We start from the raw sequence: 25,826 nt of genomic DNA on the forward strand, positions 1-25,826 counted from the left end.
TGGGCTTGTTCAACTAACGGTGAACTATAAAAGGCAGTAGAGCGTGGTGGAAACTTGAGTTTAAGCTACCACTTTTTTCAACTGTATGTGAGTTTAACGCAACTATCAATGTATTTGCATCGTCTAAACATTTGGAATTATTTGTTATTTAAGCAGGAAGGAGTGATGATTTATGCTCATTGAAGAAGAGAACATTTTTTTTCCCGATGGTTACTTTTTGCTTTTTACTAAGTGAGGATGCTGAGAAGATCAGATATAGACATAGTGATATGGGGAGGGAAGTTCAATTGAAGCATAGGTGGTTTTTGCTCACAATAATAATTTTTTTAATGGTGGTAGGTTGCGACGTAAAGAATAATGATACGGCTACACAAGACGCATCTATAATAAAAGAGTCAAATCCAAATTTATTGGCTTCTACTGAACCCAATAATTCGGTTCAAATTGGTGAGACAAAAGAACAAGTTAGTGATATCTCAGCAATTATCAATAAACTCCTGGATGTGAATCATAAATACTCAGCTTTAGAAGGAAAGATCATAATAACATTTGAGGCTACTGGAGAAAAGGAACTAGTTGAACTTGTTATCGAACAGCCAAGCCGATTCTACGTGAAGCACATATTAGATTCGAAAACACCGGATCGATTTGAAGAGTCAATAAATGACGGAACAAATGTTCAAATTAAAGGATCTGATGGTGAAATAAGTCAATTATCTCCAGCAAATAATAGAGTACTTCTACCAATCGGTGGTGTAAACGAATTACTGAATCCAGGAATGTTTATTTACGATGCCATTAGTAATGGTCAAACCACGTTAAAGGGCGGAGAAAAGCTCCTTGATCGTGATTCTACAGTTATAGTTATAAACCGTAAAGTGGGGAAAGAGAAAGGGAATAAGCTAACTATTTGGTTTGATAACCAAGCTGGAATTATCCTGAAGATTGTTTCTTCAGATGGTGATAATCCTTTACAAACTATTGCTTTTGATCAGATAAAATTTACTGACAAAGCTAATGAAGAAAAATTTAAGAACATAAAGTAAAGAAACGTTGAGCTAACGAGGAACGATAGCACAATAATAATACAGGCTGCCGGCATATTTAGCAGCCTGTTCAAGTAACGGGCAGAATACTTACAATAAATTCCCACACGGATAAACAAAGGATTTTCTATTTTCCAGTCGAATAAAATTGCAACTAAGAAGAGGGCATGATTGCATGAAAGTAAAATTTGTAATACTTTTTTTTGTAATTCTAATTACTCTATAATCTATCGACAGCTTAGAGAGGAAACAATATGAATAAACTAATAAAATGGATTTTACCGATAGTTTTTGTATTTTTAACTGCTGGTTGTGGTGAGAAAGCGGTAGTTAATGAACAATTAGCTGAAAAGGTAAGTGAAAAACCAGTTAATCTTTTGAGATTGGACGACTTTAAACAAGTAATGCAAGAAGAAGGTACGCTTCTTTCATCAAAAGGAGAGGGGACTCACGAGATGTTTATTCTCTCGGGGGTAAAGCCTTCAATATTTACAACATCATTAATGTTCCATGAAGAAGTGAACCCAAAGAAAAACCTCTACGTTTATGAATTTAAATCAGATGAGGAACGGAAAATAGGACTCGAGGCTTTTGATCAAATTAAGGATATAGTCAAGTTCTCTGCTCAACCTCAGGTCACTTTTCAAAAGAATTTGGCGGTTATATATTGGAGCGATGCACAAGACTTAGAGCCTAATGATAATGTTGTAACCGATCCTGTTGGGGAAAGTGTCCTCTATGCAATGGATCGGTTGGGTGAACCTGTAATTGAAGGTTATATTGTTGATAAGAAAGCAGGAGAAATACTTGTTGTAAGTAGTTAAGCTGTTGATTACAGTCACGGCAAGGGTCAAGAGTTTTACAATGCAATCTGGTTCTCAAATGTTTCAGATACACTAGTCATTGGCGATAAAGTTAAAGTATGGGCTGAGCGTGGAAATTACACACTGCCTTACCCAGGCAGGGAAATTGCCCACAAAGTGATAGAACAAACTACGATTCGTCCTAAAGGAGCCGATCGTACAGAGGAATATATGCTACAAAGGGCACTTCAAGATGAAAAATTAAAGACGGACATGCACAAGATTATTGCAGTGAAATCTGTTAATTATAATGCGAAGGAAGACACGTGGTATTTACATTTTAAAGATACGATAATGCTAGAAGACTTTTACTTTAAGTTAGATGATAAATAAGAGTTTATGTTATCTCATTAAACTAACGAAGGAACGATAGCTCAAGGACACCAAGGCTGCCAGTAAGAACGGGCAGCCTGTTCAACTATCGGGCAGAAGAGCGTGGTGAAATATTCAAAAAAAAGGAGCTGCAAAAGCAGCTCGTAATTAAAGTATTTGTTTGGCTGATGAAATCTTTCGACCAGTCTCTGCATCAAAAACAGCATATTGAGAAAAAAGTTTTTAATTTACGTATTTGGCAGAAAAAAAGACGTACACTTGTCTTTTGGGATTATATCCAACACCGTCACCTACTCCAGATGTTGTATTCAATTGTTTAGGGACATTGGAGAACACTTTGTTAATATCCTTGTACAAAACCTTCTCCCTGAGTTTAAATACGGAATCTGGATATTCAGTATATTCACTACGATTCACTTGATGATAATAATCGTAAGCTCCAAGGAAATTTTTTTCCGCATTACTAGGATACTTTTCAAGTTCGTTCGCCTGAGCAAATGGCATCGTAAACGCTAGTATTAGAAAGCTCATTATTATTACTTTTTTTACCTTTCCACCTCCTGCCAATTATTATATCCAATGTTAGTTTCAGCATTCATGGGTAAGGTGTTTAAAATGTGCCCAAAAGTTTTTGGTATTTAACGGCAGCCGCGTTAAGCTAAGGGCAGAAGAACGCAATCAGTCAAAACTTTATTGAGGATGATTTTTAGAATGTCTACGAGTGACATTGATACTATCTTGGATACGCCAATCTTCACCAAATGCTTCAACTACAAAATGGTCGTGTATTGTATCGTCTTTATCATATTTCCAAACACAAATCCAATCAGTTTTGAAGCCTGATTCTTCACAAATGAGTTTTCGATTTACCCATTGTTGCGTTCCAGTTGGAACTCTCCACACTTTTATTTTCTTTGCATAAGAGGTTGTAACATGAATTTTCATTTCCCCGCTACCATCTGGAATATATGTCCAGTTACCTTCAGGAACAGGTGTGGTTTCAATTCTCATTAATGGTGACGCTTGTGCAAATGTTGTAAAAAAACAAAACAGGATAAGTAAGCTGAGTATCTTTCCAAACATGTAATTTTCACCCCCAAATAATATGCCCCATGACGATGTTTTTCTTCACAGCATTTTGCCTTGTCCAAAAGTTGAAAAAGGTATTACGCTAACGGTCAGACTAGTTTAACAATTTCCCGAAAAAGCTTTTGTAACTTTTGGCTAATAGATTTCGTTCATATATTAATACAGGAGGTGGGATTTAATGGGTAGATCGATTTTAATTTTGATCTTTTCAATGATGCTTATATGTGTAGGCTGCCAAAGCAAACAGCAGATAAACAATGACAAGTTGGTAGTTCTCAAACGCTCCGGAACAGAAAACAAACACGAAAAACACAAAGAGGTTACAGATAAGAATACAGTTCTAGCCATCAAATCGGTGTTAAAAAAAGGGGATTGGAAAAAATCGAAGATTAGCATGACTATACCGCCCGATTATAAAATTTATTTCGAACCTACTGATGGTAGTGAAGCATTATCTGTTTGGTATGATGTTTGGTTTACCAATGAATTCGCGGAAGTTTATATTGAGGCTCAAAATTTGTACAGAAAGCTTTCAGTAGAAGATTCTCTTGCACTCCGTGACGTAATTCAATAACAGGAGGAATTAAGCTAACGAGAAACGATAGTCAAACATCTAAAGGGCAGGTTAGTGGGAATTAATTTTGGAAAAAAGAGGATAAAATTAATACTCTGTGAATATTAAAAAATATCGCGTGTTCATGAGGGTTGCTAATGTTATTTTTTGCTTATTAAAATATCGTTGCAATATTTGGATAATCGAATCCTTGAGGAAAGGGTGAAAAATAATTTATAAGTTAAAACCAATTTTGATATTATTTCTTGTGTTGTCGGCTCTAACTGGATGTATAAGTTATAATTCATTAGAAAAAGCCATTCAAAGCAAGTGGAAATATCCAATAAAGATTCTATATGCCGATGAAAATAAACGCACGGTTATATTTTTGGACCAAAGTAAAGATAAAGATCCAGATCGTGATCAATATATATTTAATACTTTTAAAATGAAGAATAGCCAATATAGATACTCTACTGATAGAGAAGAATGTTGGACATTTACTGCTGATAATGGACTTACTCCTTTCTTATGTAGGTCGGTAAATACTGAAGAAGCAGGTAATGTTATTTGGGGAGCAATAAAGACAGATAAACATGTACAAAAAGTATTAGTTACTTATGCTGATAGAAGTAACCCTGATAATCAGATTGAAGTTGAGATACCTGTCGTAAATAACGTGTTTATCGGATATCCTAAGGATAACTTTTTCAATTCTGAAACGTCTCTATATAGAGAATGGAAAATAAAAGCTTCGGCAATCGATGATAAAGGTAATATTATTGCTACTTCTGGTAATTAAAAAAACACCAGTAAACTTATATGTCTAACCCTTTGTTCCGCTATCGGAAACAATAGTTCAATCACGACATGACGGCAGCTGACACACGATCGGCTGCCGTTGTCCGTTGAAGTAACGGGCAGGATATTTCCAATATGTGTTAATATAGATATGTTAGACTTCTGCTTTGAAAGAGGTAATCCTGATTGAAATATATCGAGGTAGGTATAGGAAATACATGGATTGTTAGAACGGAAACCGAGTTGGAGGATGGGTCTGAGGTTGAGCAAAAGGGTATTATAAAGCCTATTATTTTTTACTCCATCTATCTAAGATTATGGATTGGAAAATCGGTTTTCATTTGGGACTCCAAACAAGGATTCAAAAAAACGGCCAAACCACGAAAGGCATTTAAACTTATACTGGGGTTAACAAGTTTTCTACCCGATGATGAGGTCACGCCTGGTGGTTAACCTAACGGATAACGATAACATGGCTTAGTAAATTTGGTCGTAAAGATTAAGTTTTCTTGGGGGAGTTTGAATGCGTAAAGAGGGTATGGTTTCTTTGTGGGTCGGAAAAATGCCTGAACAAAAAAGGTTAGAAGAATATATAGAGATACCGTATCTTGAAGACGGCGAGAGCGATGAAATCATGCCATCCAAATTCGGCAAGGATTTTGATATTAACTACTACGATGAAGATTTTATTGAATGTACATTTTTTGATATTGAAACTTTGGATCTTCAGAACTTACTTAGCCAAAACTCATACTCAGAAGTAATCTCTTCAAGATTCATTGAGATTAATGGAGATGAAGTTAAGCATGAGGTAAATGTAGCAATTCTTCTTTATAATTTTGAGTATAGTGGTAGTGTGTCTGAGATTAAATATATGGACTATAGTCTTAAGTACTTAGGATCGACTAGTTACGATGAAAAAACTTCTTGAGATAATCAGTTACATCATTACGCTAACTGGGAACGCTAGTTGAGTAAATGTAACAAGAATGAAATCTTATTTTCATATGGCTTTAATGAATCAAGCCTATAATAAAACTCGACCCCCTTTAAAATATATATAATTAAGACCCACAGCCCGTTGCTGTGGGTCACTTTTTTGGTTATTGAAGTAAAGGGCAGGATTGCGTAGTCACTTCGCGAATACCTTAGATATATGGCGAATTTACGAAGCTCACGAAAAAGACGTTATGTGTAATACCCGTAAAAACTGAAAGGGTGAAATCAATGACGTTAGAAGAAAAATTATACAATGAATTAACTGCACAGAACAATTCTTTCTTAATTGGAATTAGAGGGGATATTACGTGGGAACATCAAAAATTCATAGATTTAATAGAATTAATGCGAGACTATATCTTAAAGACAGAAAATAATTCTATTATTGAACGTGAATTTTTAAAGGGTTATAGGTATTTATCTCGGTTCATACCCCAGTGGACAAGTCATGATAACTTCAGAAGGAATAATAATAATTTTTCTACTGATTACTATGAAACAGCGTATAAATTAATTAGTTTATTATATAACTGGTTTGTTAATGGAAGTGTATTTGAGACTATTCAACGGAACAAAAATGACTATGAAGAACACCTGAACAAACTAACTAGCTTAATCAAAGAAGACGGGTACAACTCATAACACCGTATTTTGCCCAGGCAATTCGAGGAAGTAGTGCCATTACGCTAACGGATACGATAGCAGCACAACAAATAACAGACTATCGGCAACTATAGAGCAGGCTGGGTGTAGACAAATCAGAAACGGGAGAGATAAGGAATATTGAAAAAAAGATTTTCAGTTGGCAAAGCGGAGTGGTCAGATACAAGAGAAGAACAGTATAGAAAAGATAGCCTAGAAATCGCTTTTGGATTTGGCGATACTTTGAAAACTAGTGATGGTACAGTTGTTTATATAATTAAAAAAGATGTTGAGATAGTGATTTCGAAACCCAATAAAGTGAAGACCTTTTGGTACGAGACATGGCTAAAGTTAAAAGAATTCTATGGAGTCTAACACGATTCAACTACCCTGAAAGTAGCCGATCACTATGCGAATTTTCATTAATCCGTGGTGCGCCGTGAGGGGCATGGATGGCTAACGGATAACGTTAGTTCAATAAAACTGCGAACCAGCGGTCAGTCTAGGACTTTATTTTTCAGTCCATGACTGTCGTTGGTTTTCTTTTGTAAATAGTCTGATAATTATTATCCGGATTCTGACGGTTGCAATTAAGAAATCCCGCATTGGATCAACAAATCCAGTCTAAAACTTTATTACGGACACTTATTTGTAGTTAAGCTTATGGGGCCGATTTATGTCCAAACAGTCTGATTCAAAGGTCTTTGAAGTGTGATTACCTACGCATTCATTCATGAAATTTAAGGAAAATTTTATAAATACCCCACTTTTTATTTAAACAGTTTTCCTTATCCTAATTGGACGAAGAGGTAAGGATGAAACTGAAATGAAGAAGTTTTTTGGGGTTATCCTCATTTTGCTGTAGTCGCATCGGAAGTGAATCTATCTATTTCAGCAGCATACGGAGCTGGTTAAGAATATAACGTTTGAGTGCTGGCTGATAATCGTTCCTATTATAGCCGTAAACCTCGAGCAAGCATAAAACTCAAAAGCGAGGATAAGAAAAATGAAACTAACGAAACTAATGAATCGCATTGTGCTGCCAGTACTGTTTGTCTTGTATATGCTTACTTTATTTAGAATCATTTTATTTAAGTTTGGCTCGATTGATACGGACTTTCTGTGGAAACGACTGCAGAAAAATCTTGAGAACCCTAACCCTGAATATAGTATGCACCGAATGCTGTATGGTAATTTTATTCCGCTTAAAACTATTTCCGTTACCGTTCTAACACCGTCAATACATGAAGTAATCAATTTGATCGGGAATATCTTGGTATTCATGCCGTATGGAATTTTTATTGTATTATTATCTAAAAGCAAAATGACTTCGCTTATTGGAGTATTTATCCAACCACTAGGATTGAGCTTACTTCTGGAATGCTTGCAGGTCTTTTTTTCCATCGGAAATTTTGATGTGGATGATCTGATCTTGAATAGCGTTGGAGGCCTACTAGGGTACGGTATTTTCAGGTTGTATGGCAAGTATGTAGGAATTAAACAATTGTAAGGCTCTTGTCTTAAACTACCATGAAAGAACTGATTTACTTTCATGCTCTGTGGTGCAGTGCAAGAGATGCATGGATGGCTAACGGGGAACGTTAGTTGAATATCAAGTACGCCTTCGAGGGCGGCTTTTTTTATATATCAGGCAGTTCAGCGGAGAATCTTTCCAGAGGTTTTTGAAGGATTTATGTGTTAACTTTAGTAAGTTGTTTAGTACAGAACGGAAAAGGGTGTCTGGTTGGTGTCTGATTATATAATTTTTGTTTTTATTGGTTTAAGTGTAGTGGTTGCACTATTGGAAAAAAAACATATTATCAACAAGGAGTTTTCCGGATTTGTTTATCCAATATTGTTGGGGTTTTATTTTGCTGCCGATGATATTATTTCTAACTCGCAACATTGGTCGAACACTTTTGATATCGTGAAACGAGTGTTTTTATGTTTGTACTTTATAATGCTTTTAATTCTACCACGAATACCAATTTCGAAAAAAATCAAAAGGTTACTTTGGATACTTTTCTGTATTTATCTGATTTGGTCGCTCTTTCATTCGGGGTGAATTGAAGTAACGAGGAACGGTAGTCAAGGAGGTTGCCGCGGGGTAACCTCCTTTTTGGGTTCATTAAAGTAACGGGCAGTAAAGTGGAAAATGATTCATGTATTCAGTCACAATGACTACATTCTAAAGTAAAAAAGTGGAATCGCCTAGCTCCCCCCACCAGAAAGAGGTACAAATGATGTTTACAAAGCGAAACGGGATACTTATTTTGTTTTTAACGAAGCTTTATTGAACAAACTAAGTTCTACTATTAAGGGGAGAGTATTGAATGCCAAGAGATGGAAACTTAAGATGGAGATATAGTAAGAAGTTATTCTTGTTTAATCTGATTGTAATACTCGGGGGCGTTATACTGACTGTAATCGGAAGTTACTTTTACCCCGACCTAAATAATTGGTATTTTAATACGCTTGTACTAGTTGTACCCATAGGTAGCATCGCCTATTGGGTGCATACAGCACGGCAATTTAGTGCTTCTTTTCGTGATAGATTTATTGCTTCCCTAACTGGAAGTAGTGTCTATTGGGCATTAACCGTGGGCTTTTTTATGTATGCTGTGCTTTGCCATAATTTCGCAGGTGCGGCAATCGGAGGTATACTTGGGGTAGTCATGGGGGTTGTTGCCGTACTTTGTATGCTTGTGGTTATCCTCGTAAAAAAGCGCTGTTGAGACCTAACCACTTAGTACATTGAACTACCCTGAAAGTAGCCGATCACTATGCGAATTTTCATTAATCCGTGGTGCGCCGTGAGGGGCATGGATGGCTAATGGGAAACGATAGTTGAACAAAACAAGGAGCAGATCTGCCGTTTGACAGCTGCTCCTTGTTTTTATTGAGCTAACTGGCAGCATAGCCTAATTCCACAAAGCCATCCCGAATTTAGTAATATAGGGTTATAAATTACATAAAACTACTCGTTCATTTTGAGGGGCATATCTCATGAAGAAGAAAAAGGGAATTAGGGATTTGATATATGTAAGTAATGAGCATCAGAATAATTGCTTTTATTCGTATGGAATTGAATTCAATGAATTTATGAATTGTGTTCATAATAGGCCGGAGAACCTTTTATTACTTAAACATAACTTTGATAATCCACAATGGAATCAACATTCTAGATTTGATTATGTTACGAAGGAAGAAATTAATGAACTGATAGAGGATTATGTTTATGGCTATGGAGATTTTTGTTGGGTAGATTTCTCTAACGAGGAAGAATTGGATGCATTAAGCAACATTCAAATTGCAGAGTTATTATTTTTTAGTCATCTTGCTAGGCCATTACATAGTTTGCCAATGTTGCGATTTGCCTATTATGCACATGATGACGGTTGGTTTAACAAGCTCTATGTCACACATCTACCTGATTATGAAATTCTTTTATCTAAAGTTATTGTTTATAAACTTCAAAAGTTAACTGGAAGGAAACTTGAGAATATCCCAAAGGAAATTTCATCAGTGCTTTTAGAATCCACCAGAGATGGATTATTCATTGATTTATCAAAAACTATAAATAATTCAATTGAATTAAAGATACCGATAGCCATTATTGGCCATTTTACGGATATGGACAAAGTTTACGAGTTTAGGGAAGAAGTAAGTGATTATAAGGTTTGTTTAGTATATTCTAAAAAGTTATGGAAGCTAATCAAGGAAGTCTAAATCTATCATAATGCAATCACTGCTGAGCCATGTTACTTTGATTTCCCTCTCATATGTTGAGATTTTCGTTCAGCTAACGGAAAACGATAGTTCAATGACTAAGATTTTGAAGGCTGCCGACAATAATTGGTCGGCAACCTTTTCAGTTAACAGCCCGTGGTGGCAATCAGATCTTACAGGATGGGGTCATCAATTTCATCAATTGGTTATGCTGAGCAAGATTCAGTTTTCGTATCCAGATCCTCTATCTATCATTTGAGAGCAAGGTGAGTTATTTAATAACTTTCATTGACTTCGCAATTTTTATTAATGCATCTTTAGATAAATTATGGGTTTCTAATTCAAGGTAGGTACCTGATTTAAGCCATTTTAAACGGCCACCTGTAGGTTCTTTTCCTACATATACTTCATACCAACCTTCACCTCCATTAATAACTACTTTCTCACCTCGTGGTTCAATTGTGAGTTTCCGTGCTTTTTGTATTTGTTGTACACCAAATACGTACGCCCCATTTGAATCAAAATAATTAATCATTACATCCTGAACTTTAGGCATACTTTTATTAATTTGATCAGGTACTTTTATCTCATAATTAGATGCTTTATCAAAATAGGATGGTATAAATAAATTGAAGGTAACATGTTTTTTTAATTCTTGAATCTTGGTGTCATCATGTATTGAAAATCCAAATATAGCTTGCGACAAAATACTGAAGCTTAAAGCGATTGATTTCAACATCCTAAATTCACCTTTCTAAAGTTTTTTATGAATATTATACCCCCGATGGTGGGGTATTATTGGACTTTATCAATCCAAATGCTCTTTATGTTCTCAACTTTTAGGTGTTCATATAACACTGTTCGGAGTAATTCTTTTATTAGCTTTTGAAGATTCTTCTGGATATGGATTTACTATTGGGTTAATTGGGCTTTTTACAGGCATGTTCAGTTCATTTAGAGAACCGCAAAGGGCTCAAAAAGAGAAAGTTGATTGAGCTAACGGATACTATAGTTGAATAAACATCAATGGACGAAGCTGCCGGCACGATCGGCAGCTTCGTTAAGTTAACGGGCAGATTTGCTCGGTGCCATAACTGCGTCATACCCAGCTCAGGGAAAAGCATCGAAGGTCGCTAATTCCTACATACAAAAACTTGAAAAAGCAACCCTGTCTCAAGATCAAGTAATACGTAAAGCACTACTCATAAATAAGGATATTTCAAGTGTAAACATACTTGGTATCAAAAATGTGATTTATAATGAAAAATCAGCGGTTTGGACTATCCAATACAAAAGTGCAATTATTACGGATGGTTCAATTGAAGAACATAGTGTACAAGTTCCAGATTACATTAAGCTCCCTCTGTGAACGATAGTTCAAATATGAAACTGGCCGCCGCGCAGAGCCTTCTTTCGCTAGACAATCACCACTAAAGAATCACAGAAAGAAAGCTAAACGCCGACGCAGTTAGCTCTTTTTCTGTGATTCTTCCAATTTTTCCGACAATTCACAAAAATGTTCCATTTCATTGATCTCGTATTGTAGGATGGAGGATAAACTAATAACAGGAGGGATCATTATGCGGACATTGTTTATATTATGCTTGATGCTAGTCGCTTTATCAGGCTGCTCAGAAAAAGTTGTTACCGATACTGACACAGTTCCGACTATTCAAAGAGTTCCGGTAAATGCGAATTATAAGATATATTACCATCGTTCCGATAACATGGATCGTGGGCATCATGATTATTATTACGAGGAGCTCGTAGTTGATCCAGCTTATTATATCAATCATGATGTAAAACGGGGAGACGTTGTATATTTAGAGAGCGTAAGAGAAAACAGTAAGCTCCCTGAGTTTGATATTTTAAGAGTTGTAGCGCTTCCAGGTGAACAGGTAAGCATTAATGCCGGTCAGTTATATATTAATGGCAAAAGACTTGATACGTTCTATGGAAAAGCACATCGTTTAGGTAACGATACCGAGGAATTAAAACAATTCATGAATAATGAACCAAACAACAGCAATGTGAAAAATGCCTTAGATTTCTTACAAAGCATAAATATAGATGAGATTAAGGTACCCAAAGACCACATATATCTAATTGGTGATGATTGGTTTCGAAGTGTAGACAGTCGGATGTTCGGTTCCACTGAAACGAATAAAATCAAGGGTAAAGTTCTCGGATATATAGAGAAACATAAATGGGAAGCTAGTCCCACCTTTGAAATGGCTTCAGAAGGGCAAAAGGAATCCAATAGACTTCGCGGGGAAATAGGTAAGTTAGCTATTGTTGATATTTCATTAACTGCAGGCAAACCTTATCAAAACTTTTGGTTCTTTTGGGGGAAGTCCGATGATTTACGGGGCGAATTCAAAGTGATCGCTGTAAAAAAGGGTGAAGAACAACGCAGGACTGTTTTTTTTGCGGGTGGCTTAAGCGGTACATTTAGATCCGCCGATGCATCTGTTCCGCCTTCGAATATGACCATTCCTACCCCAGGTTTATGGAGGTTGGAGGCATACATTGGGGATAGGTATTTTGGTAGTATTGTAGTTGATGTAAATTAAGCTTATACATTAACAAGTAGATATTTTTTTAATCCATCAACAAGCAGGAAGCTAAGGACGCTTACTCATTTTATTTCAAGTAACGGGAGCAGCAGCCCTTCACTCAACGGGCAGAATAGTTAAGTAAGGGACTTCCTTTATTTGTAAACGTATATGTATTATGATCACTTCGATTTAATCCAAAAATCAGAAAACTTAGAAATACACATCTAATTAGAGGAGGTGTGGTTATGAGGAAGATGCTAGGTATTGCAATTGCAGTCTCAGTAGTCGTCTGTCTTATAATAGGGACAATAATTGTTTTCAACAAACCGGATAATCCAACACATAAATTTCTACTCCCTAAAGAATATACGGGGTGGGTAGAAGTTATATTTGATCAACCTGAAAATCCTGCGTTGAAACAGGAAGGGAATTACATTGTTTATGAAGTCCCACCCTCTGGAAAAATTAAGACCTCAAGCAGAAACAATACAGGCTCTATGGTTTTATATTATATTGATAACAATGGAAAAAAAACAAAACTTCCTGAGACTGTGATAATGATACATGGTTTAGGAACTAGTTCTGGGGAAATAGGGAACGCGGATGGAACAACAACTAAAATACCAGAGAAACTTAGTTTTTTTGTTGGGACAGAAGAGCAATGGGAGCAAAGCCAACCTCATTAATTCTTTACGACCCACGGCACTTAGGCCCATACTTTCTAAGTGAATTTAAATAAAGTTAATCTTAATTGTCCATTTTTATACTAATGTAAATAAAAGAAGTAAATACGGTCGCTCGATAAAACGTCTGAATCATCTGGAATTTAAAGATAAGAAAAATATCATTTTCAAATTAAGCCTAACTTAAACATCGACCGAATATTCCTATAAAACAAACACTGCCCAACGAAAAAATGGCAGTGTTTGTTTTTTATTTTGAATGAAAAGCAGTCAGCTGGGGGCGGGAATGAGATAAAGTTCTAGTCACCCACATAACTAAAAATGTCCGGCGACACAAACATATGCGCATAATCGCTAATGAACTTGGTCCGTATAACGTGCTCGCTGCGCTAACGGGCAGTATAACGCGACGATAATGAGCAGCAAAACAAGCGACAATATAGCTCTACCCACCCCATATACTGTATAATCTTACAAATAGCTCAAGAAACGATATCTTTTTGGGGAGTTGATAATTATGGAGAAAATAATTTCACAAGCTCGTACATTTTTTTATGATCGAGGGTTTGATTGGTCAATATGCGGTGGTGGGGCAATTGATTTATTTCTTGGTAAAGAAACTCGAATTCATAAAGATCTAGATGTTGCTGCATTTTGGGAGGATAGAAATATAATCATTGAGTTAATGTTAAAATCGGGCTGGAAGGTATTCGAGGCATGTGGTGGAGGAATAGTTCACGAGTTGTTTGGAAAGCAAGAAATACCTTTTGAAAAACGTAATTTATTTTGCTTCACTGGAAATGAGAGCCGAGTTAAATTAGATCCTATTGGAGACGATAGGTATCGATTCGGTCTTGAAAAGCAGGAGCAAAATGGTTTTACATACGTAGAATTCCTTTTCAATAATCGTGATGATGGATATTTTTATTTACCTGGGAAAGCGAATGTTAGACGCCTACTAAATAAGGCCTTACTAGCATCAGATGATGTACCGTATTTAGCCCCCGAAGTAGTCCTTTTTTATAAATCAAGTTACTTAGATGGTTTTGATGTAACTGATCATATTCAGGACTTTAATCTGTCCTTAGCATTTTTAGATCTTGAGCAAAAACAATGGCTAAGGGAATCTCTTGAAAAGGAATACCCAAGTGGCCACGCTTGGTTACAAAGACTAGAACGATAGTTCAATCACAACACAACGGCAGTCGGCCCACGATCGGCTACCGTTATCCGTTGAAGTAACGGGCAGGATAGTTGGGAATTAATACCGAATAAACATATAAATATGGACATTAATGGGGGAGAAAAGGTTGCCAGAGAGCTCTTGTTTGGGGTGTCAATTAGCAAATAAAGAAATTGAAACAAATACAATTTATGAAAATGATTTATTGACTTGTATTCTAGATATCGCACCACTAAATGAAGGACATATACTAATACTGCCTAAACTACATTACCATGATGTTGATGACTTAGATGAAATTACTGCAAATGAAATTATGAAGACATCCAGATTGCTCGCAAGGTTATTAAAATCCCACTTCCAACCCGATGGGGTAACCATTCTTCAAAACAATGGGAAATTTAACGATTTAACGCACTATCATATGCATATCTTCCCGCGCTATGATTCCGATGGTTTTGCTTTGGTAGAACCATTAGACTCCACAAATGCAAAGGGACGTATAAAAGAAACCACTGCGAAGTTGGTTGAATTGATTAATAGGAGTATCTACGCTAACGGGAAACGATAGTTAAGGAGCTTGCCTCGCTACAGCTCTTTTTGTTTATTCAAGTAACAGGTAGCATAGTTGATTAGCTTACTTCCTCTTGACCATAACACTGAGGTAAGGGTTTATAATGAGATTATCTTGAGCAGAAATCTACTGGAAAGGAAATAAGATACGTTATGGATATTACTCCACAAGAAGAAAACATGATTAAGGCTCTACGTGAGGCTGCATTACCCCCTTTATTTGTGCTCATACGAATTAGAAATGATATTTCAAATGACACTGCAAATGTCGAAGAGAGCCGAAGAGATGACGTCGTTAAAACATTAGAAAAATACATCGGCCCACTATGGGAAGACTATCATGAGGGGAAGAATTCACAAGCCAAAGAAAGATCTTAACGAATTAATCTTAACTATGCAATGGCTGCAAACCCCAAACTCGCACCACTTAGATTGATATCATTACGAAGAACTATAGTTCAATAACGAAAGGGCTGCCATGTGGTAGCCCTTCATTACGCTAACAGGCAGTAATGTTGAATAAGGTAGTGTTTCTGATGGAATAATATTGGGAAAACATGGGCGGGCGGTAAGGTTATGCGAATACAATTTCTTTTAGCTGTTGCACTTCTTGTTTCGTTATTACAAGGTAACATCGCAAATGCAGCAACGTCGACTGACATAAAGATACAGGGGGCTCCTACCGAAAAGGTTCTTAAGGATTCACTATTTGCTTTGTTATACCCTTATGTGTCTGAAGCAGTTAATAACTACTATGGAAAAAGAAAACAATTTTGGAATGAAAAAATTATAGATATAAAGGAACAAGGAAGGTATCGCATCTTAGTTAAGGTACAGTTGGAAACATTTGAGCATTCCCATGGTCCCCCTTATGGTGAAGACCTAATTACCTTCAGGGTTGAACTAGGGAAGGCAACGGTTACAGATTACAACCATAAGGGAGACGAGTGGGAAACTAAAATCAGTACATTTAATAATTCAATGATTCAAGACGTTCAAAACACATTCGGTATAGATTTTGCTCCGTATAAGAAATATGAGTACGGACAGTTGCTCTTCACTTCGGAGAAACAAAAAGAACTCCAACCACTTGTGGATATTAATATAAAAATTGTTGAGCAGGTTCTCCAACAACCAGGAACAATTATAGGGGGATCTAAAAATGTAGTAAACCCATTTACATTTATCAAAGATGATTTTGGATACATAATGTACAAAAAGAGAGACGGAACAAACGTTTTACTAACAGTAAAGAAAGTAGATGGAACTTGGACATTTATCAAGCAAGTCAGTAAGCAAGGTAAGCCTATGAAGTCAGAACTTCTATGGTACATGTAACGAAGAGGTTCTTGTGTGGAGGGTGTGTAGATGGTTTCGTTCCTCAACTACCGGGCAGGATTACGTAATAAACGATACGTTAATTGCTCATCAAAATATGATAAAATTTGAAATATGTCAGACTTTAGATTCACGCTAAGGGGGCAGTATTGTGAATGTACCTGTTGTTTTGGACGGTGCGAATGTGTTAAAGTACGCTGTCAATGGCTCCAAAACGCCATTATCAATAATGATATTTGAAGTAGAGGACGGATCTCAAAAGGAAGTAGCCATAACTGCATTAGCAATAGCAAAATATGAAACTGGAGATAAATACTATCTATTTATGTGTGATAAGAATTGGGTAGTTTTAAATGATTTTGACCTTGATACCGTGGATGAGGCAATGCAATGTGCTTCAACAAGCTTTTCAATATAAAAAAGTGATTGGATTCAAATTAAAACGATAGTTCACACAACAAAAGAGAAGGTAGCTGACCAATAAAAGGTCGACTGCCTTCATTACGCTAACTGGGCAGTTATGCTCAATAAAAAACTGGAGAAGTTATGGAATGAGATGAAGTGCCAAACATTAGCAATGTACTTTATTAATGCTTGAATGATAAAGTAATATTGCTTTTGTGTTTTTATTTGCAACGATCCTTATTCTTTACTTTACTAGATGAGCAACTTAGAAGGGAATTCCTAAATGAAAACTTGTTCAAAAATTATGGCAACAGTTCTGTTGTCTGCCGCACTATTCTTCACTAACTTGAATACAACACAAGCATCCGCTATAACTTTTAACGATGTGTCCCCTAGCTTTTGGGGAAATTCAAATATCCAATGGGCTATTGAAAATAACATTGTAGATGGATACCCTGATAATTCATTTAAGCCGAATCAAAATGTTGAACAGGCAGAATTTATAGCTATGCTTATCCGCGCATACCAACCAAGCGATTATGATCCTACGTCAGAAACGGGAGAATGGTCAGCACCTTATATTAGATATGCCAATAAAATGGGATGGAAAGTTGTTACTCCTTCATCTTCAGGTGGGCATACGAGTCCTGTATATTTAAATAGGGGGATGGTGGCACAATATCTTGCAAACGCTACTGGTAAAAATTACAGTACATTTGCTTCCGTACAATACTTGCTTGATCTTGGACTATCAGAAGGCAAGACAGATAAGAGCATAAACGGATTCCAAAAAGGTGATGAGGTAACACGAACAGAAGCACTTACGTTTATTGAACGATTGAAAAAGCAATTGAACACATTGCAAGCAAGTCCTATGACCGAAGAAAATTATGACTGGATGAGAGACTTAGATGCCGAAGATATTAGTATTCAGGTAATGAACAAACAGTTACCAACAGACAGCGCGCCTGTTATCGTTCAGGGCACGGTGATGGTTCCGATTAGCACCGTCTCAGAATCACTCGGCGCGTCAGTCGAGTGGAATCAGCAGCAAACAACGGCTATCGTTTCGAAGTGGTCAAGGCATGTTACGATGACTATCGGGAAAGAAACAGCTTTTTTTGAGAATAATGCTGCGGGTGAGGCGTTCGACGTTTTATTTGTTGTTCCGATCAGAACGATCAATAACCGCGTATATGTACCTTTGCGGTTAGTTGCAGAGATGCTTGGCTACAACGTGGATTATCAAAACAATACGGTCTCGATCCAGTCGCCGTATGCAGGTCGGTACAATGAGAATTATTTCGCTCAGATCCTCTCAGGTGACTTGGAAAGAAGTAGATCCATCTTGACAGCTAATATGGGCGCATACGGTTTACGCAATTATGAGCACCCGCCGTTGAAAACGAACTACCCTGTTTCCAGCGAGGCATTCCTGTTTCCAGAGGGAGAGGCGCTGCGGTTTTTCATGATCGAAAACAATGAAACCATCACTTTTTTTGAATATAAGGATGATTTTTTTGTGGCAACTTGGCAGGCTCATGTCGAACAGGTGGAAGGTAACGTAATTCAACAATTGTTTGCGGATAAGCTTAAGGACCGCACAGGATCGACACCACAAATCAACAAGCCATTGCTCTATTTCTACATTGAACCTTACGGGTTTACGCTCCAGCGATCAGGCCGCGTGGATGTCGATGGAACGTATACAGAAACTGGATACCGAAATCAGCGCGATGATGTGGCGAATTCATTTGGAACGATTTCGCTCGTACTTCCGAATGAGGTGCGAAAGGAAATCGTAACAATACCACAAAGTTGATATCCCGCGGATTGGTTTTAATAGATGGCATGACTGAGTTTCATTTTAATGAAAAACGATAGTTGAATATGAATACCACAACAGGCTACCGCTGACTTATTTCGGTAGCCTGTTCCACTAACGGGCAGGATAGTTAGAAAAAGAAACGGATGTTTTCGATGTAAAAAAAAGGGTGGTATCATATACATAAATATACAATAAAAGGAGGAAGGTGTTTTAGTGGTGCCTTTTAATGAATCTTCAATGTTCGCTATGTTACCTACGGTCTTGTTAATTTTTTATGGGTTATTCAGTTTATTTGGAATATATAGTCTTTATTTATTCATCAAACTGGCTATTCGAGGAATTGCGGCACTAGATATTTATCTAGATGAAAAGAGAAATAAGCGTTTGTAACTATGTTAACGCAGAACTATAGTTGAACAAATGTAAAAAGGCTGCCGCGTGCAGCCTATTGTGCTAACGGGCAGTTTAGCGTGGTGGCAGCATGTGCTATTAGACAGTAGTTTATTTTAACGACTATCCATTAATAATGTGTGGGGAATAGTTTTGGGTTACGAGAAGAAATAGTAATTAATTTGAGGTATTCGTTTCTTGCCTAATAAGGGTAGCTTTGGTATCTGTTTTTATTTGTTCAGTTTAATGACAGACATTGGAATATATTGTAAGATGATTTGTGTAAACAGAAATTAGTAAATTATTTTTAAAGGAGGATGTAATGCGATTAATAGCGAGTGTTTTGTTTATATTGCTATTTTTAACTGGATGCACAATAGAGAAGCCCGATCCTGAAAACAAGGAATGGGAAATTAGTCCTTTGTTTAAATCAGGTACATATACCATGATTGGACAAGAAGGAAGATTGGGTTTTATCTATGATCACAGTGAAGTGACCCGTTTCTACCCGAACAAAAAACAAAAATATATGTGGCACTTTTGGGGGAAGGCTGAAGAACTTCAAGGTCCATTAAAAGTAACGGGCACAAGTAAAGATACAGGAGAACAAATCACAGTTCTTTCAGCAGCAACAATAGGTGAACCTAACAATGGGGCTGATGCACACATTCCATCAATAATGTCACTACCTTCTCCTGGTCTTTGGAGATTAGATGCTTATATTGGAGAAAAAATCTTTGGTAGTATTATTGTTCAAGTTCAGGAGCAGAAGAAAGAAGTAAACTCATAAATTTAAGATACTCGTTATTACGCTAGACATAAACAAGTTGTAAAACTGGCGGTGGCGTTGAACTAACGGGCAGTATAGCGCGGAAACACTCTTCACTTCGACATCCAAAATAAGGTAATATTGTAGAGTGATGAACAAACATATTTGACGACTTCACTGACAGTATGGACCAGAAGCACAGGCCGTTTCGTTAACACAATAGTTCAATTTGCAGACTAAGACATTATTACCATCTGAAGGGGAGTTTATTATGCTAAAGGGAATCCTTTCACTATTTGCCAATAAACATGTGTCTCATAAAAGTATGTCAAAAGTTTACTCAGTTGCAGTTTATAAAAGTCAGGTGGAAGAAAGGTTGTTATTTAACCCTTTGGCACAGCACACTTCAGGAGGAAGTGTTGCAACAAACAAAACGATTATCTTAACAAATGATTTTGAGCCTGGTATTTTAGGGGAAACTTTGAAACATGCATTGAAAATATCGGAAACTTTAGATAAATGGGATGGATCATTGAAAGATGATTTGATTCAGGGAGGGAAAGTTAAAAATCGTAGTCAATTTGTTAGAAAGTTTTCTCTAGTAAGTGTTACATATTTTGCCGATAAAGGCATTATTAAATTAACAGTAAATAAAAAATATAAATCATCTGGTTTCATAGCAGAGAGGAATGATCCTGTGTTTGAGCTTTCAGTAGAATCTACAGATGCAGATTTAGGTAATATGTTATTACAAGCTTTCGATTTGTGTATATGAAAAAATGTACAAAAGACCACGTTCAAATAACGGCGAACTATAACTTCAGTGTTAAATGCAAAAAGCAATAATTGTTAGTTACTTGACCGATAAAAGGAATAATTTGGAAGAATTAAATGAATTGTTATCTCAGGGATGGAAAGTAGTTAGTCAAAGTTCTATGGGTGGTGGAGGAGTGAATACGGTCCATTCCCTCGTAATACTAGAAAAATAGCTATTCAGCTCCCTCAGAGATGACGTTAGTCAACATGAACATTAACAGGCCGCCGCATATCAATAAGAAGGAGTGTGGAAAGTATGTTTCATGTAAAAGATATTTTATCCGATCAGTTATTAGCAAATGCTAATGACCCTAGTTGGTACCCACCATTTTCAGATGCAGTTGAAAATTTGTCAGAGGAAGTTGCGTTTTGGAAACCTAGTGAAGATAGTAATAGTATCGCTGAAATTGTGCAGCATTTACTTTATTGGAATGAAACTTGGCAAACCAGGTACCAAAAATCTCATGTCAATGCTGTGCCTTCCATAGGAAATAATAATAAAAGTTTTATAATCCCGAAAGATCAAAAATTCACTGACTTAAAAGAACGATTATTAGAGGTGCTTTTACAATGGCAAGATCTACTTACTGAAGAAAAAGTCGAAAGTGATGTAAATGGTTTCCCAGAGACTGCCAAGTGGTGGGAGATACTCGGAAATGTGTCAACTCATAATGCATATCACATTGGTCAAATCTGTTATATTCGGAAACTACAAAAGAGCTGGAAAGTAGATACAAACTAAGAAAAATTACCTAGCATAAATAGTGAAGGGGCTTGCAACGCGGCAGTTCCTCTTTTGTTCATTCAAGTAACGGGCAGAATAACGGAACTTACAATACTTGGAAGCGTATAATTATTAACACCATCGGTGGAGGTGGGGCATGACTAAACCAAAAATGGGACTAAGAATGGCATGGATTATTCCAAATATATTAATGTACATTTTTTTCTTGGGCCTTTCTTTGTTTGTATTTGCGAATTCAGAATTGCTAAATGATATCAATCGACTTGGAATATGGTTTGTTATCCTTATTTTATTGTTGTTAATTGCACTTTTCGGGTCTTACCGAATTTGGTATTGGATACAACAGGGGAAGTTGTAGATTCGATAAACACAACAATTTAGTTCTAGGGAGGAAACAACAACGATGTAAATAATTACAGGAGGAGATTTTTATGCTATGGATAGCGTTGGGAGGTTTAGGTTTGTTAATAAGTTTCGTTATCTCATGGAAACGCGAAGGAATTACACAAGCGATTCTAAATCTCATTAGCCTACTTAGCTTCCTTTTCGCATTTATTGACCCTTTTAATAACATTATTCGCGTTACTATATATCTTCCTGCCCTTATCTGTGCATTAGCATCTATTACTATTTCAATTATTTTATGGCGGAGATCCAGTACGCGAAGATAAATGACTTGAAGTTTATTTCTAACGAGAACGATAACAAATCATTTGAAGGGTTGCGGCGTGGCGCTCTTCATTCCGAGGGACGAACGATAGCTGAATAAAAGCACTGCGGCAGCCGGCCATGATGATCGGCTGCCGTTTCCACGCTAACGGGCAGTAGAGTTACAAAAATGTTGACAATTAGCACAAAAATGGTACTATATACCAGCTAGTGTTGACATATGAATCTGGGAGGTATGTGTATGCAAGAAGAACTGGTAATTGCGAACAAGCTTGCGTGGGAAACGAAAGCGTATCAGGCTTGGGTTCAAAAGTATGGAACACCAGAAGAACTTGCGGTAGAACTGAAGCTGAAACATAGGCATCACTTGCGTTACTGGCTAAAGTACATTGGTGATCCAGCAGGCAAGCGAGTTATTAATCTCCTTGGCTCACACGGTCGAAAGGCAATTTCTTTAGCATTGCTAGGTGCTGATGTTACGGTGGTGGACATATCTGAAGAAAATCGGTTGTACGCGATGCAGGCTGCTACTGCCACGGGTGTGGAAATCGACTATATCTGTTCTGACGTCTTGAATATCCCGAACGAAGAGACACTAGGCGAATTTGACATCGTGTTGATGGAGTTTGGAGTTTTGCATTATTTCACAGATCTCAGCTCTATTTTCTCTGTGGTTCGTCGCAGACTAGGGAAAAATGGTCGGTTTATCTTGACTGACTTCCACCCTTTCGCACGTGCATGGATGAACACATACAATTTAAAACAGCCAACTGGTAATTACTTTGACGATAGCATTAAGGAAGGAGAAGTTGCCTTTGCTAAGCTGCTACCTGAGGAGGAACGCTCTGGATTAGGTAAGACTTTAGTACGAAGTTGGACAGTCGGTGAGATTTTAACTGCAATTGGGACTATGGGGTTATTTATACGGACATTTGAAGAAATACCAAGTTCCACAGATCCGAGGTTTCCAGAGTTTTACACTCTAATTACAGATAAAATTGATATGGAATTATCCCCACTACATCCCTGAATATGGAAGACATCCATTGTTAAACTCCCTCGGTATGATTTGATTTTCTCACGCAAGCTCGTGTATTCGCAGGATTTCATCCTCTTTGATATCGGACGATAAAGGAAAGAGAGTTGAATTGATAGGGCCTAATCGTTAGAAGGCATGCGGGAACAGAGGTGGGGGTAACATCACCTAATTTTTACCATCTGTTGCACGTATTCTCCATATGGCCCTTAGCGATTTTCGCTCCCATGTCTCAACGGGTCTAAGCCCTCTCATTCCTTCGTCACATCTATCTAAGTGGTGGAGGTCGGTTTTTCTAACGGAACGGGTCAGTGCCCTTTTGCGTAACGTATCCCGATACTCCGTGCTTTCTTTGTCATCCTGCGAATACGCCAACTTGCGTTAGTAATGCATAGTTTTTAAGCTGCCAATGCAAAGACTTTCACTGGGTTGTATGCTTCTTCACTGCGTGCCAGGCCTACTAAAAGTCGAGCCAACTTTCCACATAACTTCATGATGGATTTCATTTTTTTTAGCTTTTTTACCTGAACATTATGTTGATGCAAAGCCTTGAATTCTTTGTTATTCATAACCATACACATCGTGATTAGGTAGAGGAAGTGTCGCAGGCGTGGTCGTCCTCGTTTACTGAGGGTCATCTGGCCCTTCCATTTCCCAGAGCTTGCCTCGGTCAGATTAAGGCCTGCGTGACGCAGCAATGTGTTTCCGTGGATATAACCGCTGAGATCACCTGACTCCCCTAAAACACCCGCTAAAGCAATCGCACTTATGCCAGTAATGGCTAGGATTTTGACCGCATAGGGGATTCGTTCAAGTACGGCTTTGGCCTCAGTTTCGATTCTCTGCAGCTGTGTGTTTGCTAAGTCATACTCCTCAAGAAGATGCTCAAGATGGAGTTTGTAAGCATATGTTGCCTGGGTAGACCCAACGCTCATTTTGGCAAGATCGATGAGCAACTTAGCTCTACGGACACCAGAGTGTCGTTTCATGGACTTTTTCCATCCCGCAATCACATCGTTAGGTTCTAGTCTAGATAGATCGGCGGGGAGAGGAAACAACCTAAGAGTCTCCAATGCACCTTTGCAAGTTAAGAGTTTAAAGACTTGTCTAAGCTCAGGAAACACAATGTCGACCCAGCGGTGAATTTGATTAACTGCACTTACAAGCCGCTTAATAACAGTCTCCCGATTTGCCATAAGGACTCGCAGCTCTTCGTATTCTGTGGAATGAAAACGGACAGGGGAATAGTAGCCGTTTTTCACCATGTCAGCAATGACAAGCGCATCCTTTTTGTCACTTTTAGATCGTGTATTGTCGCGGTTTTCTTTATTCCTTTTGACTAGGTGAGGATTTACGAGTACAGCCTCGATCTCGGTATCTTTAAACCAATGTGCAAGGGCAAGCCAGTAATGTCCTGTTGGCTCCATACCGACGATTACTTGGCTTAGCTTGTACGAAGCTAGCAAGTCTCGGATCCAGCGATCAAGTGATCGGAAGCCGACTTCATCATTACTAAATTCCAGTGGATTACCCAAAGCAATACCACGGAAATTAACAGCTCTAGCAACGTGGATCTCCTGAGCGATATCTACACCGACAACAAGGTGATTAGCGGTAATGTTTTCAATGAGTTGATTTTGTTTATCTTGTGCTTTAAACTTCATAGTAGAGCGACCTCCTGATGTGGGATTTTAAGGGCTGTAGACCCGTTACGTACTCCCATCGTACAGAGGCGCTCTTTTTTATGCAAACTCCAGATAATTCGTTCCACAGGAATTCTAACGGCGAACGTTAGCTCATAAAGACATGAAAGCAGCCGTCTAGAAGTGAAGTGTACCCCAATAGTTAGACACCATCTAACTATTGGAGGTGCAGTTCAGGATCGGCTGCCTTTTCTCAACTAAGGGCAGTTTAATTCAAGGGTTTATTCTAAAATATGGATAAAGATATAAAGGTTGGTGATCTTATGGAATTTCCTAATATTATTTACTTTTTGAATGAATACCGCGATATGATGCAAATGCCGTTTACTGAAAATATAAAGTTGTACAATAAGACTGAGGCTCAATCTACAAAGTTAGAACTAAAAAATGAAATACAAATACTCGAGGAGAAATTATTACTCGATGATTGGGAGATGGACAGATCTGTAGCCTTACTATGTGATAAATATAATAAGAAAAGCCTTATTAAAATAGTTCATTCACTAAAGAATGAAATTAAGTATTTAACTCACGAGAAACTATAGTTAAGGGGCTAGCTTAGACGCTGCTCCAGGCGATCTCAATAATCTCATTGAAACATTTGCTAACATATGGTATAAATTCCTAGTTGAATTTGAAGGGGGCTTACAAAATGAAAATTGGGATTGTTGGTGACTTTCGTCCAGAATATCCATCACAGATTGCTACTAACGATGCACTTATACATTCATCTAGGAAATTAGGAATTTTTATCGAATATGAGTGGATTCCTACAGCTACCAAAATTAAACAACTTTAATACCATCAATGAAACCTATCATGGTTTTTGGATAGGCCTCGAGTTCCCAGATTCCGTTGATGGGGTACTTAGCATTATTCAATTTGCATTTATTTATGAGACATTCACAGTTTTTTTGTTGTTATTCTTCATAAATAACTGTAAATGTTTCATAATTTGTTGTAGTTTTTGTTTCAAAAATAAAGATATGCAAGTAAATGCATGAATATACATCGATTAACTCTATGCTGAGTATCTGGGACTTCACCAGAGAAATGTTAAAGAGAGAAACAGGCA

The 25,826-nt window shown here is 37.4% G+C and carries 29 protein-coding genes; 25 read left to right on the plus strand and 4 right to left on the minus strand.

Features of this window, described 5'->3' with window-relative positions; all coding sequences use genetic code 11:
* Window positions 1–287 precede the first annotated feature (287 nt).
* Window positions 288–1,046: a hypothetical protein gene (locus QFZ77_RS23250; RefSeq protein WP_307443016.1), complete on the plus strand. Its 759-nt coding sequence runs from the start codon at window positions 288–290 to the stop codon at window positions 1,044–1,046.
* Between the two features lie 254 nt (window positions 1,047–1,300).
* Complete coding sequence (locus tag QFZ77_RS23255) at window positions 1,301–1,870, plus strand: hypothetical protein (RefSeq protein WP_307443017.1); 570 nt, start codon at window positions 1,301–1,303, stop codon at window positions 1,868–1,870.
* A gap of 594 nt (window positions 1,871–2,464) precedes the next feature.
* On the opposite strand, the gene QFZ77_RS23260 is transcribed toward QFZ77_RS23255, so the two are convergent.
* Together QFZ77_RS23260 and QFZ77_RS23265 are read right to left on the minus strand one after the other, a co-directional pair.
* Entirely contained in the window at window positions 2,465–2,809 is a 345-nt protein-coding gene (locus QFZ77_RS23260; protein WP_307443018.1) for a hypothetical protein, read from the minus strand.
* Between the two features lie 123 nt (window positions 2,810–2,932).
* Window positions 2,933–3,325: a hypothetical protein gene (locus QFZ77_RS23265; protein WP_307443019.1), complete on the minus strand. Its 393-nt coding sequence runs from the start codon at window positions 3,323–3,325 to the stop codon at window positions 2,933–2,935.
* Between the two features lie 184 nt (window positions 3,326–3,509).
* Here QFZ77_RS23265 and QFZ77_RS23270 point away from each other — a divergent pair, with 184 nt between their 5' ends.
* The 9 genes from QFZ77_RS23270 to QFZ77_RS23310 all read left to right on the plus strand — a co-directional run bounded on the left by QFZ77_RS23270 (window position 3,510) and on the right by QFZ77_RS23310 (window position 10,055).
* Window positions 3,510–3,905: a hypothetical protein gene (locus QFZ77_RS23270; protein ID WP_307443021.1), complete on the plus strand. Its 396-nt coding sequence runs from the start codon at window positions 3,510–3,512 to the stop codon at window positions 3,903–3,905.
* A 232-nt stretch (window positions 3,906–4,137) separates the two neighbouring features.
* Window positions 4,138–4,686: a hypothetical protein gene (locus QFZ77_RS23275; RefSeq protein ID WP_307443023.1), complete on the plus strand. Its 549-nt coding sequence runs from the start codon at window positions 4,138–4,140 to the stop codon at window positions 4,684–4,686.
* Between the two features lie 185 nt (window positions 4,687–4,871).
* Complete coding sequence (locus tag QFZ77_RS23280) at window positions 4,872–5,138, plus strand: DUF3977 family protein (protein WP_307443025.1); 267 nt, start codon at window positions 4,872–4,874, stop codon at window positions 5,136–5,138.
* Between the two features lie 70 nt (window positions 5,139–5,208).
* Window positions 5,209–5,616: an immunity 22 family protein gene (locus tag QFZ77_RS23285; protein WP_307443026.1), complete on the plus strand. Its 408-nt coding sequence runs from the start codon at window positions 5,209–5,211 to the stop codon at window positions 5,614–5,616.
* A gap of 296 nt (window positions 5,617–5,912) precedes the next feature.
* Entirely contained in the window at window positions 5,913–6,326 is a 414-nt protein-coding gene (locus tag QFZ77_RS23290) for a hypothetical protein (RefSeq protein WP_307443028.1), read from the plus strand.
* A gap of 141 nt (window positions 6,327–6,467) precedes the next feature.
* A complete protein-coding gene (locus tag QFZ77_RS23295; protein WP_307443030.1) occupies window positions 6,468–6,701 on the plus strand; it encodes a hypothetical protein in 234 nt (77 codons plus the stop codon).
* Between the two features lie 631 nt (window positions 6,702–7,332).
* A complete protein-coding gene (locus QFZ77_RS23300; RefSeq protein WP_307443031.1) occupies window positions 7,333–7,836 on the plus strand; it encodes a VanZ family protein in 504 nt (167 codons plus the stop codon).
* Window positions 7,837–8,659: 823 nt separating this feature from the next.
* A complete protein-coding gene (locus tag QFZ77_RS23305; RefSeq protein WP_307443033.1) occupies window positions 8,660–9,061 on the plus strand; it encodes a hypothetical protein in 402 nt (133 codons plus the stop codon).
* 271 nt (window positions 9,062–9,332) lie between these two features.
* On the plus strand, window positions 9,333–10,055 hold the full coding sequence (locus QFZ77_RS23310; RefSeq protein ID WP_307443035.1) for a hypothetical protein: 723 nt from the start codon (window positions 9,333–9,335) through the stop codon (window positions 10,053–10,055).
* 271 nt (window positions 10,056–10,326) lie between these two features.
* Here the strand turns inward: QFZ77_RS23310 and QFZ77_RS23315 are convergent, their stop codons facing one another.
* Window positions 10,327–10,794, minus strand: a complete 468-nt coding sequence (locus tag QFZ77_RS23315; RefSeq protein ID WP_307443037.1) for a DUF4367 domain-containing protein — start codon at window positions 10,792–10,794, stop codon at window positions 10,327–10,329.
* An 841-nt stretch (window positions 10,795–11,635) separates the two neighbouring features.
* Here QFZ77_RS23315 and lepB point away from each other — a divergent pair.
* From lepB to QFZ77_RS23375, 12 genes are all read left to right on the plus strand, one after another.
* Window positions 11,636–12,628 carry a signal peptidase I gene (gene lepB / locus QFZ77_RS23320; protein WP_307443039.1) on the plus strand — a complete coding sequence of 331 codons (993 nt, stop codon included), beginning with the start codon at window positions 11,636–11,638 and terminating at the stop codon, window positions 12,626–12,628.
* A 230-nt stretch (window positions 12,629–12,858) separates the two neighbouring features.
* Window positions 12,859–13,299, plus strand: coding sequence for a DUF6843 domain-containing protein (locus tag QFZ77_RS23325; protein ID WP_307443041.1), 441 nt, complete (start codon window positions 12,859–12,861; stop codon window positions 13,297–13,299).
* A gap of 514 nt (window positions 13,300–13,813) precedes the next feature.
* Window positions 13,814–14,479, plus strand: coding sequence for a nucleotidyltransferase domain-containing protein (locus tag QFZ77_RS23330; protein ID WP_307443044.1), 666 nt, complete (start codon window positions 13,814–13,816; stop codon window positions 14,477–14,479).
* A 127-nt stretch (window positions 14,480–14,606) separates the two neighbouring features.
* Complete coding sequence (locus QFZ77_RS23335; protein WP_307443046.1) at window positions 14,607–15,050, plus strand: HIT family protein; 444 nt, start codon at window positions 14,607–14,609, stop codon at window positions 15,048–15,050.
* A 155-nt stretch (window positions 15,051–15,205) separates the two neighbouring features.
* Window positions 15,206–15,430 (plus strand): hypothetical protein, encoded by a 225-nt coding sequence (locus QFZ77_RS23340; protein WP_171647391.1) that lies wholly within the window; start codon window positions 15,206–15,208, stop codon window positions 15,428–15,430.
* 198 nt (window positions 15,431–15,628) lie between these two features.
* The gene (locus QFZ77_RS23345; RefSeq protein ID WP_307443049.1) at window positions 15,629–16,390 is read left to right on the plus strand and encodes a DUF3888 domain-containing protein; all 762 of its coding nucleotides are present in this window, start codon (window positions 15,629–15,631) and stop codon (window positions 16,388–16,390) included.
* 151 nt (window positions 16,391–16,541) lie between these two features.
* Window positions 16,542–16,808, plus strand: coding sequence for a hypothetical protein (locus tag QFZ77_RS23350; RefSeq protein WP_307443051.1), 267 nt, complete (start codon window positions 16,542–16,544; stop codon window positions 16,806–16,808).
* Between the two features lie 270 nt (window positions 16,809–17,078).
* Window positions 17,079–18,617 (plus strand): stalk domain-containing protein, encoded by a 1,539-nt coding sequence (locus QFZ77_RS23355; RefSeq protein WP_307443052.1) that lies wholly within the window; start codon window positions 17,079–17,081, stop codon window positions 18,615–18,617.
* A 718-nt stretch (window positions 18,618–19,335) separates the two neighbouring features.
* Entirely contained in the window at window positions 19,336–19,803 is a 468-nt protein-coding gene (locus tag QFZ77_RS23360; protein ID WP_173227744.1) for a hypothetical protein, read from the plus strand.
* 250 nt (window positions 19,804–20,053) lie between these two features.
* Complete coding sequence (locus QFZ77_RS23365; protein ID WP_307443053.1) at window positions 20,054–20,557, plus strand: hypothetical protein; 504 nt, start codon at window positions 20,054–20,056, stop codon at window positions 20,555–20,557.
* Between the two features lie 297 nt (window positions 20,558–20,854).
* The gene (locus tag QFZ77_RS23370) at window positions 20,855–21,340 is read left to right on the plus strand and encodes a DinB family protein (protein ID WP_307443054.1); all 486 of its coding nucleotides are present in this window, start codon (window positions 20,855–20,857) and stop codon (window positions 21,338–21,340) included.
* Window positions 21,341–22,253: 913 nt separating this feature from the next.
* A complete protein-coding gene (locus tag QFZ77_RS23375) occupies window positions 22,254–23,042 on the plus strand; it encodes a class I SAM-dependent methyltransferase (RefSeq protein WP_307443055.1) in 789 nt (262 codons plus the stop codon).
* A 404-nt stretch (window positions 23,043–23,446) separates the two neighbouring features.
* On the opposite strand, the gene QFZ77_RS23380 is transcribed toward QFZ77_RS23375, so the two are convergent.
* A complete protein-coding gene (locus tag QFZ77_RS23380) occupies window positions 23,447–24,712 on the minus strand; it encodes an IS110 family RNA-guided transposase (protein WP_307443056.1) in 1,266 nt (421 codons plus the stop codon).
* A gap of 272 nt (window positions 24,713–24,984) precedes the next feature.
* On the opposite strand from QFZ77_RS23380, the gene QFZ77_RS23385 reads away from it, so the two are divergent.
* The gene (locus tag QFZ77_RS23385) at window positions 24,985–25,296 is read left to right on the plus strand and encodes a hypothetical protein (RefSeq protein ID WP_307443058.1); all 312 of its coding nucleotides are present in this window, start codon (window positions 24,985–24,987) and stop codon (window positions 25,294–25,296) included.
* 107 nt (window positions 25,297–25,403) lie between these two features.
* On the plus strand, window positions 25,404–25,550 hold the full coding sequence (locus QFZ77_RS23390; RefSeq protein ID WP_307443059.1) for a hypothetical protein: 147 nt from the start codon (window positions 25,404–25,406) through the stop codon (window positions 25,548–25,550).
* Window positions 25,551–25,826: the final 276 nt, after the last annotated feature.

Origin of the sequence: Paenibacillus sp. V4I3, assembly GCF_030817215.1 — a bacterium.
Taxonomy (GTDB): domain Bacteria; phylum Bacillota; class Bacilli; order Paenibacillales; family NBRC-103111; genus Paenibacillus_E.